The following is a 17,392-nucleotide window of genomic DNA, read 5'->3' as shown; positions in this document are numbered from 1 at the left end:
CTATTATTGACATATGTGTAAAACCCTGCTGAGTTTATTCGCTACCGCCTCATAACTTAAGTTTTTCACTGCAAAGTCCCTAGCTTTTGCCCTTAAATCCTCGTTTTCGAATGCTACATCTATTACCTCTGGTATTTCGTTCTCATTAACTGCTATGTAAAGTTCTTCATAATCACTCATGCTGGAGCTTTTTGTGCCTATGACTGGAGTTCCTGATGAGAGCGCTTCTAGTAGTGTTGCTGGTGGTTCTGTGGGGTACTCGCCCCTTATTGGGAGCAGTAGCACATCTATTGCGTTATAGATTAGCCATATGGGGGTTGGTTTTGTAATCCAGATTATTGCTTTGTCCTTGTATGCTTGTTTGAGTTTTTCTAGGGTTTCTTTTGTTATTGAGTCGAGTCGTGGTGTTACCATTAGCGTTTTAACTCCCTCTCTCGAGTATTTAATTGCCGTGTCGATTACTATATCTATTCCTCTCTTCATATCTATGTCACCTATATAGCCTATTAGTTTAGTGTTTCCTGGCAAGCCTAGTGTTTCTTTGGCTTTTTTCTTGTTTCCTGGTTTGAATAATTCTATGTTTATTGGTGGGTGTATGAAGTAGGCTTTGCTGAATAGTTCGGCTATTCTTCTCGATGTGCCGATGATTATCTGTGATCCCTTTTCGATTATTGCTCTTTTTATACGCCAGTCGCTATGTATTGTGGGTAGGTATGAGAATTGGTACGTTATTGTACGTGCATGTATTTTCATAATTACCCTGGTTGCCAGTGGTAGCACTTTATTTATATTTAATATATGTATGTCATCACAGCTTTGATACTTAATTAGTAATAGTGATTCCCTGATATAGAGTTCGTAAGGTGTATTGTGAGCATTGCGTGTTGAAACGATTATCTTGAGGTCTTTGCCGTATATCATGCTTAATACCTTTAGGAAGTTTCTTGCGTATGTTGTTTGTCCTTCTATATACGTGGGGTGCCTAATTAATATGCATGCTTTAGGCATCTTTCAAGTACCTCTGTTAGTTTCCTTGCCGTATTTTTCAGGGATAGCTCCCTGGCCACTATTTCCCTGGCATTTTTACCGAGCTCCTGCGTGTTTTTGGGGCTCAGGATTGTTAGTATTATTTGAGCTATGGCTTCGCTATCATAACTTACAATCAGCGATCTATCTAGTTTTTCTACTAGGTCTTTTGATCCCACATTCTTAGTTATGATGGGTACGTTTGCGAGTGCCATTGCTTCAGCAACAGCTATTGAGAATGCGTCAAATAATGATGGTTGCATGTAGATGCTGCAGTGGCGTAATGTATTTATTACCTTTGGTCTTGGGAGTGGTCCTGCTATGACTATTTTATCCTCGACTCCGAGTTCCTTGCTTTTTCTTCTTAGTGACATCGTGTCCCCTGCGCCCATTACTATCATTTTCACATTATTTGCACTCCTTGTGATGTGTTTTACCACCTCGGGTATGATGTGGATCCCCTTTATTGGTATTAACGGGCCTGAGTAGCATATCCAGGGTTTTTTATCGTCTACGTTCAGTTTTATTAAATGCTCTAGGTCAGGTGGTCTTGGGTGTACAACCACGATTTTTTCTGGATTAAATAATTGTCTCACCATTTCCGATACAGCTATTATTACGTCAGCCCTCGAGTACAGCATGTGTGCCTTTTTATTCAGGATTGATGGTGAGAGGGCTATGGCTACTATACATTTATTCAATGGTTTTAATGACATGCTTATTAATGTTGGTCTTAAACCCTCTGCTATTATTATCTCATTTGTGGGTAGTTTTATTAGTACCTCCTTATAACTTATAACCCTTGTTTTTGCTATGAGCTTAAGCAGTGAAACCCATGTTACATGTCCCAGGTGCGGTATCCCAGAGTAAGTTATGTATGTTACTTTGCCCACACTGTCCATGTTTCATCCTTGTAGATTATGTTGTAATTGTTGTCGAGTTGGTTTATTGTTTGCATTAGTTGGTTTAATGTCATGTCCATTCTGTACGTATTCATTGCCCTGTAGAATATGGCTATGATATGGCATGTACTGGGTATGTTGCTACCCATTGGTAGGTTTAATGCATATTGGTTCAGTGTTTTGTTATTTATATATGAATAGAATTGTAGGATTTGGTGTGCTCCTGCGGTGCATATTTGGGTGTTTATTTGTGTATAGTTGGTTAGGAATTGTGATTCTGCTATATCATGTGGTGTTGGGAATGCTATTGCTGCATAGCCCCATTTGACTGCGGGTGCCATTATGATAAGTGAAAGGGTTATTGCCATTATTGCGGCTAGGGGTATTTTCTTTGTGTTGTAGTATTCCCTGTATATTATTAACATTATTGGTATTATGCTTAATGTATAGAGTGTATATGGCACCATTCCCCACCTGTTTATTGCGAGAGCTGCCGCTTCAGTTATTACTGAAATAATGTAAATTAATATTAGTAAATCCTTGACGAAGTCTTGATTTCTCTTTTTTATTCTATTTATTATATAGTATATTATTATTAGGCCTACTATGTACATCAGTAATACGTTTAATTCACGTAATCGGTAGTATATCATTATTACTTCGTTAACGCCGGGCGTTAGTAGCGAGAGCACTGGATTTGATGGTGCGGTGAATAGATCTATTAGTTCCATTAGTGCTGAGTATAGGCTTCCTGATACCATAGCTATTAGATTAATTGTGATCCATATTAGTGAGGTTGCTATGAATATTAATGTATATCTTTTATTAAATATAGATGCTGCCATGAATATTAATGGTATGAATAGTGATGTGGGGTCCGATATTGCGTAGGCTGCGTATAATATGTACATTGTGATTCTCAGGGTGTTTTGTTCGTAGCTGACTCCTTTTGTGAATAGTTTATAAATTATTAATGTTAGTAGCGCGAGGAAGATCAAGGCGAAGGGCGTTCTTCCGTACCAAAATGGGTTTAGGAATGATGCTAGGATTATTAGTGAGGTTAGGATTCGTGCTCTTACGTCTTCTATGTCTGATGTTAAGGCTAGGTATGTTACTGCGTATATTATTGGCATTATGAGCTGAACGAGAATTGCCGCATTTATTCCGTTTATTCCTGTTAGAAGTGCTAGTGATGATGTGAAATATGCGTGTCCAAGTGTTGTTACACCACCTTGTATGGCTACTGCTCTGCCTGTGTTTATCATTGCCAGTACTTCTTCTACGAAGCCTAGCTGGTCGTTGTATAGGGGTAGTGCATTTATGTATGTTAAGTATGGTTCGGCCAGTACCATGAACCATAGTATGATTATTAATATTGCGTTCAATGTTTTCTTTGCGCCGGTATTTATGAGTGTTAATATTATTGTTGTGATTAGTGTGAGGATTATTGTTACTATATATGGTGTGTTATTGTATAGGTAAAATGGTGATTGGGTTATTACATTAACTGTGAATTTAGTCATGGAGATTGTTGAGTAGGTAAATAGTATTATCGAGGCGGAGGTTAGTAATATGGCGACTTTATTGTATTTCCTCATTGATGATCACACCGTAGGCATCTAGGTATTTATTGACAATATTTTCCCAGTCAAATTGCCTTGCGTAGTTTATGGCTTTTTGTGACAGTTCCTCTCTGTTTTCTATTACATTCTTAACCGCCTGTAGCAATTCTTCCTCGTTCCTGAATAAGTAGCCCGCACCTGAGTTGAGTATGTGTTCGCGCCTGGCGTCTGGTCTGTCCCAGGCTATTACTGGGGTTCCGCATGCCATGCTTTCAATTATTGGTAAGCCGAAGCTCTCCCACGATGATACTAGTAAATAGAATGTTGCCATTGAGTAGTACTTGGCTAGTTCCGTTGGGTCCATGGGCGGGAGCACTTGTATATCCTCAGAGTTACCTTGGTAGTTGCCCCTCATCATTAGTTTTGCATTTGGGTATTGTCTTTTTATTACCCTGTAATATTTAATTAGGCGTTCCTGCCCCTTGAATCTGTTCCACGCAGTTGCATTGAATATTATTATTTCGTTAGTCTGCTTATTTATATTCATATTTGGTTTAAATACTGTGAGATTTACGCCATTGTAAATCACTATGGCCTCCCTATTGAATAATTTTCTTACTTGTTCTTTTACGTAATTACTGACTGCGGTTACTACTTTGACCTTCTTGAGTAGTCTTTTGTACATAATCAGTAGGTATAGGTTTATTAGTTTGCTTGTTGTGCCTGGTACTTCATACCAAGGTGCGTATCCATGGTATGTGAATACTACGTTGTCTAGTGCGTTGTTGTCAGCGAGTACTTTTAGGTATGGGTATGATGTATGTACGTGTATTATGTCGTGTTTTCTAGTTTCTCTATAGAATTCCTGTGGTGATGCTTTGATAACGTTAACATCCTTTGGCGGTTTTGTTCTTATTACCCTTGCGTATACTGTGACTTCGTGTCCTTTTTCGCTGAGTTTTGCTGCTAGGTTGTCTATTACTGTTTTGAAGCCGCCGATTTCATAGTAGCCTAGGGCTAGGGCTATCTTAAGCATGGCCCTTTGTTAGGTAACTCTCATGGGTTCTTTAAAAACTGAAATTATCATAATTCCTTTAATGCTATTATAAAATATGATGGTGCTATGGGAATAACTCTTAAATGTTTAGAATGGTAATGAGGAACTATACCGATTACATTAAAGTACTGTTTTCTTAACTCTCTGATTAAGTTCTTTAAGTGTATATTAAATTGTAAATCAGAATAGTTAGAATGATGCAAAATTACTCTCCTCAGGGTCTTCGGTACTAGACCTAGTAATGGTAACTTAGTATGGGGTTCCACTAGCTCCAAGAGTGAAAGTGCGTAAATAAGGTCAATACTATTAGACCGTAGCGGTAAATAGCGTGCATCAGCCACAATATATTCCGTATTTACATTATGTTTAGATTTCCAGGAATTGTGAAATTTTATATCGATACCTAAAACATACATGCAAAGACGTGATACTTTATAAGCAAAGTAGCCATCACCGCAGCCTAAGTCTAAGGCTATACACTTACTTCTTAATGTCCTTAAAACGCGTATCAACCTCAAAATAATTTTTAAGTAAGTTCTTGTTCTCTCAACGTAGAGTCCAAGCCTACCAGCAGTTTGTACTCCTAACTTATAGAAAATCTTCATCATCCTCCTAACTTATGGCTAATTCCATGATTATCCTGATTCCCTGATTAGTGCCTTTACGGTAACCCTCACGGCTTCTTTACTATTCATTCTCGGCTTGAAGCCCAGCTCCCTGAGCCTGTCTATCCTCAGGGCTATCCTCTTCACGTCCCCTGGCCAGCCAACGCCATGTAGGATTGGTTTGTGGATTATCTCTGGCTTTGCCCCGAGTTCCTCCGTGATTATGTTTACGACTTCGTCCACGGTTATCCAGTCCTCGCTCGCCACGTTGAATACGTGGTAGCCGCCTCCAGTCCTCTCGTGGGCTATTAACGTTGCCTCCACGGCGTCATCCACGTGTATGTAGCTCCTGACCTGGGTCCCATCGCCGAGCACCTCCAGCCTGGTTGGGTCCTTCCTTAATTTCATGATTAAGTCGTATATTACACCGTGCCTCAGCCTCAGCCCAACCACGTTCGCGTACCTCAGGATCACCGCCTTCATCCCGTAGAGCCTTGAGTACGCGTGTATCAGATTTTCGCAGGCCGCCTTACTCGCTCCGTAGACCGAGACGGGCCTTGTTGGCGCGTCCTCGCTTACCGGTATTTCCTCAGGCTCCCCGTAGACCGAGCTAGACGACGCGAACACAATCTCCCTCACGTCCATCCTCCTCATTGCCTCGAGCAGGTTGAACGTGGCGACCACGTTCTCGTTGAAGTGCACCTCAGGGCTGACTGTGCTGACCCTGACCTCCGGGTTTGCCGCGAAGTGGAATATTACGTCTGTGTCTTTGAGTGCTTTTAGTGTGTCTTCTATGTTTTTTAGGTCTGTTTTGGTGAATTGTATTTTGTTTAGTACGTGGGTTATGTTTTCTATTCTTCCCGTGCTTAGGTTGTCTATTACCTTGACTTGGTAGCCCCTTGCTAGTAGTTTATCTACTAGGTGGCTTCCTATGAATCCTGCCCCTCCTGTTATTAGGGCTTTCATGGGTTGTTTGTGGTGTTGTATATTTTTATGGTTTCTTTTGCGATTTCGTCCCATGTCTTGATTTCCTTTTTACCCTCCTTACCCATTTGTTGTGTCTTTTCTGGGTTGTTTGCTAGTTGTTGTATTGCTTTGGCTAGTTCCTGTGGGTTGTTTGGTGGTATTATTAGTCCGTTTATGCCGTGTGTTACCCTGTATGGTATTCCTCCTACGTTTGTGGCTATTACTGGTTTTTCTCTTGCCCATGCCTCGGTTATTGTCATGGGGTATACCTCTACATAGTCTGTGGTTGATGGTAGGACTAGCGCCGTTGATGCGTCTATGGCGTTTATTTTTGTATCTTCGTCTACGTAGCCTAGGTAATATAGTCTGTCTTTCACGTGTAGTTTATTGGCTAGTTCTAGGGTTTGTTTTAGGTATCCGTTGTCTGGTCCTGCCATTATTATTGCTATGTCGTTGCTTAGGTATGGTAGCGCCTTGACTAGTACGTGTGGTCCCTTGAGTTTGTGTATTCTTCCTATGTATATGAATAGTTTGTCCTGTGTTATTCCGTATTTCCTCCTGAATTCCTCTGGGTCTGCTTTGGGTTTTGTTAGGTAGTGTTTTGGTATTGCGTCTGGTAGGTAGTGTGCTTGTATTCCGTATTTTCTTAGTTTTTCTACGTCCCTTTTGCTTCTTGCTAGGTGTATGTCCGCTATTTCCTTTGCCATTTCTAGGTTTCTCCTGGCGTATATTGGTCCAAGGAGCCTTATGGCTGGGTTTGGGTGTGTTTGGAGGGTGTCGACAGCCATGTAGTGTATGGCTACCTTAACACCTAGCTCATGTGCCTCCTGGGCTATTCTCACTGAGAATAAGCTGTTTTGTGAGTGAGCATGAATCACGTCAGCCCTCTTGAGCAGTTCCCTAGGTGTTTCCCTTGGTATTGTTAGGTCTGGGTAGCCTAATCTCCACGCCTTAATTCTATGTACGTGCACACCGTTTATTTCTTCCTCCCTAGGTCTTTTCTGGGCTCCATAGGTGCCCGTTACTATGTGCACCTCGTGACCAAGTTTTGCCTGTTCCTCGGCGAGGTATTTAATTGCATTTTCTATTCCTCCCGCTACCGGCCAGTAGTGATGATGCGTGTGTACTATTATCATTAGAGTCTGAATCCTTTAGTGTAGTATAGTGTGATGATTCTCTTCGTTAGTTCTGGGCTTATTGTGTTTATAATGCCTAGTATTGCCGTTGCTAGGCATGTTAGTGATTTACAATGATTTAATAAATTTAAACTCATTACTGCCGTGTATCCCCTCCAATTTGCTAATATGCCCGCTACTATTGATGCTTCGTCATAGCCTGCGTATCTGGTTAGTTGGGGCTTTATGTGCCTGGCGATGGTTGCTAGTGCATATCTTGCTATGGTATGTTTTACAGAGTTCACGGCTACCCTATGTAGCCTTTCACTCTGTGGTGCGAATCTCACGCTACTTGTGTTTGTCTCGTGTATTCTAAAGAACATTAATCTCCGTGGTTCATGAATTATTGAACCCTTTACGCTTAACGCTACCAGGTATAGTGCCACATCCACCGCATCTGGGAGGAGTCTTATTATAGGTGCGTATTTTTCGTATACATCCCTTCTTACGGCTATGGAGCTGTTCCTGAGACCAAGGCCCCAACCATACTGTTTGAATACTTTCATTTTCTCATCTTCGTTGCTGGCATATACGTAATTATTTATGTTCGTCCTCTCAATGAGCGAGTCATGTATTATGTTTCCGTATTTATCTATTGCGTATGTATTGTGGTGGTAGTACATTAGGTCATTGTTATTTCTGAATGCCTCGGCTACATGCTCTAGCTTCCTACTATGCCATAAGTCGTCATCTTCAAGGAATGCCACCACTTCACCCTCAGACTCCCTTATTCCCAGGGCTATTTTTGCGCCTATTGATGCTATGTCTACGTTTATTGTTCTACCCACTCCTTCAATTAATTTGTCTGTGTATGAGTCTTCGAAGTTCTTTATGACTATTACTTCATAGAAGTTTCTATCCAAGGTTTGGTTTAGCACCGATTTAACAGCGTACCTTAAGTACTCCCTCCTATTATATGCCGTAATTACTACACTGATTAATGGTTTAGCCATATATTTCCTCGTACCTTGGTAGTATTTTGCTCCATAGGTGTTGTTCAGCGTGCTGAAGAGCGCCTTGGCTTAATCTCCTATGTAGCTCTTGGTCGGTTAGCAGTTGTATGATGGCTTCAGCGTATTTCTCCGGCTTTGGTTCTGCCCATAGGCTTGCCTTACCTGGTGGTGCTGCGTAGACTTGTCCCCCATTCCCCGTTATCACGCTTGGTGTTGCGTGTATTCCTGCTTCGAGTAGTGTTATTCCAAATGGTTCATATATTGATGGTAGTGCATAGGCCTTGGCTTTTAGGTATAATTCATGTTTCTTTTCCTCACTCACTGCGCCTAGATACTTTACTTCTATGTTGTGTTTTCCTGCATATTGTAGTATTGTATTTATTAGTCCTTCATCTGGCCCTGCAATTACTAATTGTGCATGCTTTATGTATTTCGCGGCCTTTACTAGTAATTCAATGTTCTTTACCTTACTGATTCTACCCAGGTAAAGTACCATGTCCTCTCTTTCATTGCTTAGTATGCATTGATCCTGGTTTATTCCATTCGGTATTACCATTATTTTGTCTTCTTCTAGTCCCATTCTCCTTATTGTTTCTGCTTCATGTTTCGTTAATGCTATGTATGTGTCGTAATTCTTTAGGATGCTTCTTAGCGTTGTGTCTACGAGTTTATAATATGTCCAGGTTATTGGCCCCACTTGGTTTAGTTTATGGAATGGTGCATGACCATGCAGTATCGCTTTGAATCCCATCTCCCTCCTTAGCCTTGCCACCTGGATTACATGTGGGTGCCTCCACACGTGCACATGGACTAGGTCTGGCTTTAGTTTCCTAAGTACTTCAGGTAGTTCCCTACTGTATGTTCCGTGACTCCATGTTAAGTTTGGTTTCAGCCTTATTACATGCACCCCATTGATCCATTCCTCCCTTGGTAGTGCACCTTTGCCTCCTGTCCTGAGCCTATTGTATGTGATTACGTGTACCTCATGCCCCCTAGCTGCTGTGTACTCCGCTATTCTTTGCACTACCTCCTCCACGCCGCCTATTACCGGTTTATAAAATGGTGCTACGTGTACTATCCTCATGCTTCTATGCTTTCATTGTTTTGGTAATTCTTCTAATAATTTGCTTGGTGTTATTGCCTTTAATTCTTTTATTCCTAGTTTCTCTAGTTCATCTATGGCTTCTTCAAGTTTTGTGTCTGTCGTGACTATGTACACTGGTTTTTCGCCTTTTATTCTTTCTGCAATTGTCAATCCTATTGCGATTATTTCTACGTCTTCGTTGTTTATCTCGTTTAGTCTTTCGCTATGGGGTATCTCTACCCTTTCCGAGGCCTTCCTTGCTATTACGTGTATTTTTAAGCTTTTAAGCCTGCGTGGTTTGCATATAATTTGTTTGCTCCTTGAGAGTTCCAGGAGGTATCTTTTTGTTCTTTCTAATGATGCTAGTAACCTGGGGAGTGGGTGGTGGTTCTTTAGGTTTTTGTTGAGTACCGTGTTTAGTACTTTAAGGTAGTATCCGGTTACGTGCCATGTTACGTCTATGTCCATGATCCTATTCATGATCTCTCTTATCGCCTCTTTCTCCTCCTTTGGCTTGTCTCCGCAGGGTATGAGTGCTGAGTGGTCTAGGATTACGTGTAGGGTCATGTTAGAATAATTCCGTGATTATTTTCTCCACGTCTGGTAGTTCCTCTATTGTGCCGTCTTCGTGGATCTTTAGTTCCCTTGCCTGTGTCCAGGGTTTTCTCTCTAGGTAGTAGATTGCTACGTTGTTCGGCTTTGTTTTGCCTTCTTCCACGGTTTTGGCTATTGTTTGTGGTATTATGTCGCTGTGTGTTGTTATTATTATTGTTAGTTTTTTGTTTATTGCTTCCTGTGTTATTTGTCTTGTGAGTTCTATCACTAGGGTTGGGTTTTTGTGTATTTCTGGTTCCTCGATGATTAGTAGGCTGCCTTCCTGGACGTTGTTTATGAAGAGGTTTATTAGTGAGTGGTCTGTGGTTCCGTCTGGTGCTAGGTTTAGTGGTAGTTTTGCTTTTGCAAATGGGTCTGTGTACTCGGTTAGTTCATGCTCCAGTAGTAGGGGGCCAATCCCGTGAATCCTCACTAAATCATCGAGGAATAGGTACATCGGTGGTGGAAATGCTGAATAGTCTCGTGTTCTTGTTATCTGTCTGAGGATTCTAGGCACTATTCGTAGCATTTTCATGAAGGTAAGCCTTCCCGATGGTAGTAGGTAGCCGTCGTTCCAGGGACTTTCCCCAGCTATCTCTATGTCGGCTTTCTTTACATCGTTGGGGTTTTGAGCCTTGAAGCGTGCTCCGTCTACTTCGATTATTACTGGGTATTGTGGTTTGTCGTATTCGTGCCTTGCGATGTTGTTTAGTTCTGTGCCGTATAGTAATTTTAGTACTTTGTTTGCGTCTCTCCACTTGATGGTTTTTGTTAGGAAGTACGGTGCGTATGCGAGGCTTGATTTCCCTGCGTCGTTTGGCCCCATGATTATTGTTACTGGCTTTAGTTCTATCTCTACTTCCTCTATGCTTCTCCAGTTCTTAATGTGTAGTTTCACTGTGTTTATTGTCCGTGGTGTCTTTAAAGTCTTTGTTCTCCCCGTCCCTGCCTATCGCTTTTATCGCCTCCTCAATTATTCTCTTAATGTCGGGCTCCCTCTCCCTCACGTCCTCGCTGTCGAATTTTGCTTCGTGGAATCCCCATACATGTAGTGTCCATGCTGCGTCCCAGGCTCTTCTGAACCACTCGCCGGCTCTGCTCGAGATCTGGAGGACTGCTTTTTCGAGCTCCGTAACTGTCCATCTACCTCTATCTCTCGCTTTTTCGAGTATGTCCTTTAGGTTGTAGTGTATGGCTAGCGCCTTGACGCTTTCCTCGGCCGCCTTATACAGCTTCTCGCCTGCTTGTATGGGGTCCTTCTCGATCAGTGCTTCGCCTTCATTGAGGAGTTTTTGTGCTAGTTCTAGGTGTATCTCGGCTTCTTCATTGGGGTCTAGTTGGGCTTCTTTTAGTAGTGCCTCAATTGCCTTTGTCTCTACGTCTATTCCGTGTTTCCTTAGTGCTTCGTATAGTTTCTTGGGTATTGTTATGGTTGCCATGTGTGTTTGGTTGTGTGGGGGTTTATGTTTTTGTTTCCTCGAGTACCCTCTTTACCACTTCCCTGTGCATTGGTGTTTGCCAGGCGAAGTATTTTCCGATGCCCAGCTCGGGATCCCTCTCGGGCGGCGGCACGTCCACCCAGTCCTGGTCCCTTTTCCATATCTCTATTATCAAGTTGTTCTCTATAAGTCTCTGCACGAGTCCCTTGGCCTCCCTGTACCGTTTTAAGAGGACGTCCGGGTCATCCAGCGACTGTGTCAGTATTTCGGTTTCTGCGCTGCTTAGCTCCGCCGCCATTTTCATAAGCTCTCTCGACTTTATCACGTTGTCTACGTATCTGTCTACGTCCCAGTTTAATTCCCAGAGGGTTTCCAGCGCCTTGGGGTTCCCACCGGTCCATTTCCACACGTCTTCAAACGGGGGCTTTGGCCCAGGTATTTCCTCGTAGAGTTTCTCGAAGCCTTCCCTGGGCATGTTCCACATGATGTGTAAAAACGCCCACCTGTGCCTACCCACTCTCCCCCTTGTGACGCCTTCGCTCGACGCCACTATTACGACTATCTTCTCATAATCAACCGGCGGGTACTCTATCATGTTTAGGAATCCTTTGACTAACAGCTCAGCTTTGTCCAGCCCTACTGCTTGGAATACGTCATCGGCGAGTAGGGCTATCCTCCCTGTAAGCCTCCTCCTCACTGCGTCGTATAGCAATTTCACGGCTGTGTCGATTAGTCTTGCTGCGTCACCAACGAAGACGGACCCAAGGTCCACGAACAATTTCCTAAGCCCCTCGGTGAGGATTAGCCTGTCCTCATCGGCTCTAGACAGTGGGCTTATGTACGAGACCTCGTAGCCGTGGTCCCTGAGGACCTCCACGGCTTGCTTAAACAACGCAGACTTACCACAACCCTCGGGCCCATAAACTACGCGGACTAAGCCGGTGCCCCTCTCAGCCAGCTCCCCGATCCACTTAATAGCGGCTTCTCTATCCACGAACTCCACCTCGCGCCCAGCGAACCTCAGCCTTACCCTCTTCATGTGCTCAGTGGGTGTTTGTTGTGTTCATTATTGTTAATTCATCCATTGTTTGAGACCATAGCGCCTCGTACATGCCTGGTTCCTCTAGTATGACCATGCCCTTGGTTAGTATTTTATGCCTGAGCTTTGGTGGTAGTTCCTGGATTGGGACTACGTCCACCGGGATTTTGATTGTGTCTTCGAGTTTTACTCCTAGCCTTAGGATTTTGTCAAGGTCCCCTGGGTCTTCTAGGTATACTGCGATGTCTATGTCCCTGAAGCTCCCTAGCTCTATGAAGCTTCCGAAGATTATTGCTAACTTCACCCCCTCGGTTACGAGGACCTCCCTCAGTTTCTCGGCGACCCTCCTCCTCTCCTCCTCATTAAGCCTGTAGTACTTAAATACTGTTGTCATGGTTTTGCACCCTCTTTAATCTATCAATTAGGTTGAGTATGTGTTTGAAGTCTCCCTTTATGTTTTCGTAAATCCTCCTATCATCCACGGTCCAGTACCTATGTACGAGGAGGTTCCTTAGCCTTATGAGCCTTTCGAGTTCATCACACTCGTTTAGGGTTAAAAGTCCGTTGTCCCTTAGTACCCTGAGTGCGTGGATTGGGGGTTCGGGCTCGATGCCCAGGGCTGTTAGTGCTTCTGCGATTACTATTATGCCGTATCTAATTGCGTATTTCTCCGCAGTGGATAGTTCATTGAATGGTTTTGAGGATATGTTTACGATTTCATTTATTACACCCTCAATGTCCCTCATTAGGCTTGTCACGTAGTTTTCATCTATGCCTTTCAAGTTCATTGCCCAGCACCCTCCTCACGGCCTCCCTGTGCATTGGCGTCTGCCAGGCGAAGTGGGTGCCTATGCCCAGTTCTGGGTCTTTTTCAGGTGGTTGATCGATCCACACCCTTTGCTCCCTGTACCATATCCTGATGATTAGGTTATTCTCGATTAATTTATCCATTAGCGGCATAGCCCTAGCCGCCTCATCATAAATCACATCTGGGTCCTCAATGGCCCGCCTTAGTATCTGCACCTGCTCCCTGTCTAGGGTTTTCACCATAATGTCTAGTTTCCTGTCCTTAATCATGTCGTTGATTATGCCGTTAATGTCCCAGCCTGCCCCATAGAGTCTCTCTAACATTTCTGGGTTTCCACCAGTCCATCTCCATACTTGTTCAAAGTCCGGCTTTGGTCCCGGTACTTGCTCATATAATTGCCTAAACCCCTCCTTGGGCATGCTCCACATGATCTTTATCTCAGCCCACCTATGACGCCCAATACGTTCCCAGGTTATTCCTTCACTTGAGGATACGAGTATGACGATTTTCTCATAATCAACTGATGGGTACTCTACCATGTTTAGTAGTCCCTTTACGAGCAATTCCGCTTTATCTAGTCCAATGGCTTGGAAGACATCATCGGCTAATAAGGCTATCCTCCCTGTGAGCCTTTTCCTGACCGCGTCATAGAGTAACTCCACGGCTATGTTAATCAGTCTTGATGCATCGCCAATTAGCAGTGAGCCAACGCCCGTTACTAACCGCCTCAATCCCTCTGTGAGGGTGAACCTATCCTCCCCAGACCTGGACAGTGGGCTTATGTATGAAACTTCGTAACCATATTCTCTAAGCACCTCAATGGCTTGTTTAAGGAGTGCTGATTTCCCGCAACCCTCAGGCCCGTAGATTACCAGGGGCCACCATGTGCCTTTTCCAGCCAATTCCTCAATTTGCCTTATTGCCACCTCCCTATCCACGAACTCCACCTCACGGTCCGCAAACCTGAGTTTTACCCGCTTCATGCTACGCTAACCTCACCACGGGCTTCCCCTTGATGTACCTGGCTAGTTGTTCCGTACCTATTATGTGCAGCTCTATTGGTAAGTGTGGTGGTAGTCCCATCCTCTCCATCTCAACCCATACCTCTGCCCTTAGTTTTGCAGCCTCCTGGAGGCTTGGGCTTTGTGGTAGGGCTATGAGTACATCTATGTCGCTTAGTACCGTAAGCCTACCCTCGACTGCACCCCCAATTACGTAAACCTCCGCATCCCCCCTAACCCTCTTCACCGCCTCCGCCACCGCCCTCGCCCATTCCCTCCACTCCCTGAGCATGCTTAACCTCTCATCCATCATTCGCCGAAAACCCCCCTCTCTATTTTTTGGAGGAAGCTTATGAGGTTTCCTGCCGTGGAGACCAGGGCCTCCGCCTGGTCCCTCCCGTAGCTGTAAACACCGTACACGGACCTAACATGCCCCTCCTCCAACTCCGCTAGATACGCCCTATACCTCCTAACGTACTCCGCCACCTCATCAGCCCCTTCATCCTGGTTTAGGTTTTTTAACGCCACGGCCAGTGCCCCAAGGAGTTCACGTATACCGTGCCCTCGCCACTCCTCCCCAGTTAACCTATAGAGTAGGCTTTTGAGGTATAGTTGTGCTGCGTACTCCGCATTGAGTACTGCCAGATCATACTCACCCTCATTCAGTAACCTCTGAGCTAGTGCCAGCATGGCCTCGGCCCTCCTCCTAAGAATAGCAGGGTACTCGCCGCTCACTCTAAATAGTCTAATTCTATTTCCTTAGGAATGGTAGTGTACTGCAACATGACTTGATTCAATTACTTTAACTAGTACTTGAGGGCTATGGTTAAACTGAACAGTGTACTCCACATTACTCTCATTTAATAATCCATGAATTAGCGTTAACATGTTCAGTTTTCCAAGGCTCTCCTCACAGCCTCCCTGTGCAGCGGCGTCTGCCACGTGTAGTACCTGCCAATGCCGAGTCCAAGATCCCTCTCAGGTGGTGGTTGGTCGACCCATAAGTACTCAGTCCTGAATTCAGGCACTCTCAATACGAGGTTCATGTCTATTAGCGTGTTCAGTAGTTTTTCTCCATCGCGGATTCTTCTCAGTAATACGTCTGGATCCTCCAATGCCTGCTCCAGTATCTCCTTTTCCGTCTCGTTCAGCTGACTTACTAGCTCCGTTACTTTACGTTGAAAGATTACTTCATTCACCACATTATTTATATCCCATCCCTTCTTATACAGCATTTCCAATGCCTTAGGGTTCCCGCCCGTCCACCTCCATACTTCCTCAAATGGTGGTTTCGGCCCAGGCAATGCGTTGTAAAGCTTCCCAAACCCCTCCCTGGGCATGTTCCACATTGCCATTATCTCAGCCCACCTATGACGCCCAATACGCCCCCAAGTCACCCCCTCACTTGTGGCCACTATCACCACAATCCTTTCATAATCAACCGATGAGTACTCTATCATGTTTAGGAGTCTTTTAACTAGTAGTTCTGCCTTGTCTAGGCCAATGGCCTGGAATACGTCATCGGCTAGTAGGGCTATTTTTCGCCTAATCCTCCTCCTCACCACATCGTAGAGTAGTGAGATAGCTATGTCAATTAAGGCTGACGCATCATTGAAGGGGGTGGGTATGCGGGTCATTATGTCCCTGAACAATCCCCTCAACTCCTCAGAGTACCTTAACTTCTCATTGGACTCATCCTCAAGTGGACTTACCTTAACAACAGAGTAATCATACTCCCCAAGAACCTCAACAGCTTGCTTTAAGAACGCGGACTTACCGCAACCCTCAGGCCCGTATATGACTACTGGGTTCCACGTACCCTTCTCAGCCAATTTCTCAATCTGCCTAATGGCTACTTCACGGTCTGTGAATTCAATCTCCTGCCCTGAGAATCTTAGCTTAATGCGCCTCATTTTGCATGGCTTAGATTAATGGTGCTCTGTATATTAGGGGTGTGTTTAACCATTGTATACCCAGTATGATTAATTCCCAGGACTTTAAGGCGTGGGGCATGTGGCTAAGCCTACTCATTAACCTTAACCCCACTACGTAGGCCATGAACCTGATGCTGCCTGTGAGTATTATTGTTAAGGCATCCACCACGGCATCCTTAATCATGGTTAAGGCAATCCTCGACTTAAATGAACCCCCACGCCTCATGTAGGTTAAAGCCGCCTCAAGGAGGCCCCTCTTAATTGGGTTAAGCCTCCACCACGCGTTAAGCCTAATAGCCCTCCTCCTAATTGTTGAAATGAGACTTAAGCCAACATTATCAATACTCCTACTTAGGAATTCCTTAACCAGTAACTGGGCCTCCTTGAGGGAAGTGAACATTCCACTAAGGATGCTGATTCAGGTATTTAAGCGTTAACGGTTACTGGGTTTGCGCTAAGCATTTAAATTAAACGTGGCTTGGTTTAATGTGAATGGTGAATTAGGCCTAAGCCTAATCATCCTTGGTATTGGGGTTGCGGTAATTGGGTTACTGGTTATTGATTCAACACCATTAATGATACTCGGCGTATCAACGGCACTAGTGGGTTTACTGGCTAATTGGGGTGAGGGTGTGCTTCAGGAGACTGAGCTTAGGTTATCATCCTCATCATGGGATAACCTAGCCCTACTCCTAGAAAGCGTGGGCACTGCTTCAAGGGCCATTTACCTACCCTCAAGCATGGTTGAGGACTCTAAGCCCTACGCCCTCATACCCCAGTGGGGTGACGTTAAGTTAAGCGGTATTGTGCCTAGGGGATTCATGGTTAAGTATGGTCCCGGTCCAGGTGATGTGGGGATTAAGGTTAGGTCAATGGGGTCTAGGGCCGTTGAGGAGTGCCTAAGCGTCGGCTCAGTGTCCAGTGACTTGAATTCAACGTTAAGCAACTGCATTGTGAACCACCTATCCTTAGCCAAGGGTGTTGAGGCAACATTTACAGGCGACTCAGTGGTGGTTTTGGTTAATAGGCCTAGGTTAATTAACCCATACGACGGCACAATAGTGAATACTGTGCTTGGTTCACCAATGGCATCAATAGTCGCATCCCTGGTAGCGGAATCCCTAGGCAGGCCCGTGGTCATTGATGGTGAGGAGGCTAGGGGTAACGCAATTTTAATAAACCTAAGACCCCTAACCACACAGTGAACGATGCCGTGCATTGAATGCGTTAATGAATTTCCACCGGTG

At 44.3% G+C, this 17,392-nt stretch carries 21 protein-coding genes; 1 reads left to right on the top strand and 20 read right to left on the bottom strand.

All coding sequences use genetic code 11. From position 1 onward, the window contains the following. Positions 1 to 3: 3 nt before the first annotated feature. The 20 genes from CMAQ_RS07460 to CMAQ_RS07365 form a co-directional block, all read right to left on the bottom strand. Positions 4 to 1,008 carry a glycosyltransferase gene (locus CMAQ_RS07460; protein WP_012186494.1) on the bottom strand — a complete coding sequence of 335 codons (1,005 nt, stop codon included), beginning with the start codon at positions 1,006 to 1,008 and terminating at the stop codon, positions 4 to 6. Beyond that, complete coding sequence (locus CMAQ_RS07455; RefSeq protein WP_012186493.1) at positions 987 to 1,928, bottom strand: glycosyltransferase family 4 protein; 942 nt, start codon at positions 1,926 to 1,928, stop codon at positions 987 to 989. The genes CMAQ_RS07460 and CMAQ_RS07455 overlap by 22 nt, the downstream gene beginning before the upstream one ends. Then, positions 1,907 to 3,526 (bottom strand): hypothetical protein, encoded by a 1,620-nt coding sequence (locus tag CMAQ_RS07450; RefSeq protein WP_012186492.1) that lies wholly within the window; start codon positions 3,524 to 3,526, stop codon positions 1,907 to 1,909. The genes CMAQ_RS07455 and CMAQ_RS07450 overlap by 22 nt, the downstream gene beginning before the upstream one ends. Continuing rightward, the gene (locus tag CMAQ_RS07445; protein ID WP_012186491.1) at positions 3,510 to 4,526 is read right to left on the bottom strand and encodes a glycosyltransferase family 4 protein; all 1,017 of its coding nucleotides are present in this window, start codon (positions 4,524 to 4,526) and stop codon (positions 3,510 to 3,512) included. The genes CMAQ_RS07450 and CMAQ_RS07445 overlap by 17 nt, the downstream gene beginning before the upstream one ends. 47 nt (positions 4,527 to 4,573) lie before the next feature. Then, a complete protein-coding gene (locus tag CMAQ_RS11015) occupies positions 4,574 to 5,152 on the bottom strand; it encodes a class I SAM-dependent methyltransferase (protein ID WP_420805661.1) in 579 nt (192 codons plus the stop codon). Between the two features lie 30 nt (positions 5,153 to 5,182). Then, positions 5,183 to 6,118 (bottom strand): NAD-dependent epimerase/dehydratase family protein, encoded by a 936-nt coding sequence (locus CMAQ_RS07435; RefSeq protein ID WP_012186490.1) that lies wholly within the window; start codon positions 6,116 to 6,118, stop codon positions 5,183 to 5,185. Next, positions 6,115 to 7,254: a glycosyltransferase family 4 protein gene (locus tag CMAQ_RS07430; RefSeq protein WP_012186489.1), complete on the bottom strand. Its 1,140-nt coding sequence runs from the start codon at positions 7,252 to 7,254 to the stop codon at positions 6,115 to 6,117. The genes CMAQ_RS07435 and CMAQ_RS07430 overlap by 4 nt, the downstream gene beginning before the upstream one ends. Further along, entirely contained in the window at positions 7,254 to 8,246 is a 993-nt protein-coding gene (locus CMAQ_RS07425; RefSeq protein WP_012186488.1) for a glycosyltransferase, read from the bottom strand. The genes CMAQ_RS07430 and CMAQ_RS07425 overlap by 1 nt, the downstream gene beginning before the upstream one ends. Next, positions 8,239 to 9,282, bottom strand: a complete 1,044-nt coding sequence (locus tag CMAQ_RS07420; protein WP_232203741.1) for a glycosyltransferase family 4 protein — start codon at positions 9,280 to 9,282, stop codon at positions 8,239 to 8,241. Before CMAQ_RS07420 ends, CMAQ_RS07425 begins: the two co-directional genes overlap by 8 nt. Positions 9,283 to 9,342: 60 nt before the next feature. Further along, the gene (locus tag CMAQ_RS07415) at positions 9,343 to 9,897 is read right to left on the bottom strand and encodes a hypothetical protein (RefSeq protein WP_012186486.1); all 555 of its coding nucleotides are present in this window, start codon (positions 9,895 to 9,897) and stop codon (positions 9,343 to 9,345) included. 1 nt (position 9,898) lies between these two features. Next, on the bottom strand, positions 9,899 to 10,822 hold the full coding sequence (locus CMAQ_RS07410; protein ID WP_012186485.1) for an AAA family ATPase: 924 nt from the start codon (positions 10,820 to 10,822) through the stop codon (positions 9,899 to 9,901). After that, positions 10,806 to 11,363 carry a PaREP1 family protein gene (locus CMAQ_RS07405; RefSeq protein ID WP_012186484.1) on the bottom strand — a complete coding sequence of 186 codons (558 nt, stop codon included), beginning with the start codon at positions 11,361 to 11,363 and terminating at the stop codon, positions 10,806 to 10,808. Before CMAQ_RS07405 ends, CMAQ_RS07410 begins: the two co-directional genes overlap by 17 nt. A gap of 22 nt (positions 11,364 to 11,385) precedes the next feature. Further along, a complete protein-coding gene (locus CMAQ_RS07400; protein ID WP_012186483.1) occupies positions 11,386 to 12,402 on the bottom strand; it encodes an ATP-binding protein in 1,017 nt (338 codons plus the stop codon). 4 nt (positions 12,403 to 12,406) lie between these two features. Then, the gene (locus tag CMAQ_RS07395; RefSeq protein ID WP_012186482.1) at positions 12,407 to 12,796 is read right to left on the bottom strand and encodes a nucleotidyltransferase family protein; all 390 of its coding nucleotides are present in this window, start codon (positions 12,794 to 12,796) and stop codon (positions 12,407 to 12,409) included. Next, entirely contained in the window at positions 12,780 to 13,190 is a 411-nt protein-coding gene (locus CMAQ_RS07390) for a DUF86 domain-containing protein (RefSeq protein ID WP_012186481.1), read from the bottom strand. The genes CMAQ_RS07395 and CMAQ_RS07390 overlap by 17 nt, the downstream gene beginning before the upstream one ends. Next, complete coding sequence (locus CMAQ_RS07385; protein ID WP_012186480.1) at positions 13,168 to 14,193, bottom strand: ATP-binding protein; 1,026 nt, start codon at positions 14,191 to 14,193, stop codon at positions 13,168 to 13,170. Before CMAQ_RS07385 ends, CMAQ_RS07390 begins: the two co-directional genes overlap by 23 nt. 1 nt (position 14,194) lies before the next feature. Beyond that, positions 14,195 to 14,524 carry a nucleotidyltransferase domain-containing protein gene (locus tag CMAQ_RS07380; RefSeq protein ID WP_012186479.1) on the bottom strand — a complete coding sequence of 110 codons (330 nt, stop codon included), beginning with the start codon at positions 14,522 to 14,524 and terminating at the stop codon, positions 14,195 to 14,197. Continuing rightward, positions 14,521 to 14,946 carry a HEPN domain-containing protein gene (locus CMAQ_RS07375; RefSeq protein ID WP_012186478.1) on the bottom strand — a complete coding sequence of 142 codons (426 nt, stop codon included), beginning with the start codon at positions 14,944 to 14,946 and terminating at the stop codon, positions 14,521 to 14,523. The genes CMAQ_RS07380 and CMAQ_RS07375 overlap by 4 nt, the downstream gene beginning before the upstream one ends. Before the next feature lie 155 nt (positions 14,947 to 15,101). After that, positions 15,102 to 16,124, bottom strand: coding sequence for an ATP-binding protein (locus CMAQ_RS07370; protein WP_012186477.1), 1,023 nt, complete (start codon positions 16,122 to 16,124; stop codon positions 15,102 to 15,104). A gap of 10 nt (positions 16,125 to 16,134) precedes the next feature. Further along, positions 16,135 to 16,545, bottom strand: coding sequence for a hypothetical protein (locus CMAQ_RS07365; protein WP_012186476.1), 411 nt, complete (start codon positions 16,543 to 16,545; stop codon positions 16,135 to 16,137). Between the two features lie 88 nt (positions 16,546 to 16,633). On the opposite strand from CMAQ_RS07365, the gene CMAQ_RS07360 reads away from it, so the two are divergent. Continuing rightward, positions 16,634 to 17,350 carry a hypothetical protein gene (locus CMAQ_RS07360; RefSeq protein WP_048062737.1) on the top strand — a complete coding sequence of 239 codons (717 nt, stop codon included), beginning with the start codon at positions 16,634 to 16,636 and terminating at the stop codon, positions 17,348 to 17,350. The last annotated feature ends 42 nt before the right edge of the window (positions 17,351 to 17,392 follow it).

The organism is Caldivirga maquilingensis IC-167, from assembly GCF_000018305.1.
Taxonomy (GTDB): domain Archaea; phylum Thermoproteota; class Thermoprotei; order Thermoproteales; family Thermocladiaceae; genus Caldivirga; species Caldivirga maquilingensis.
This window is presented reverse-complemented; position numbering and strand designations above follow the sequence as displayed.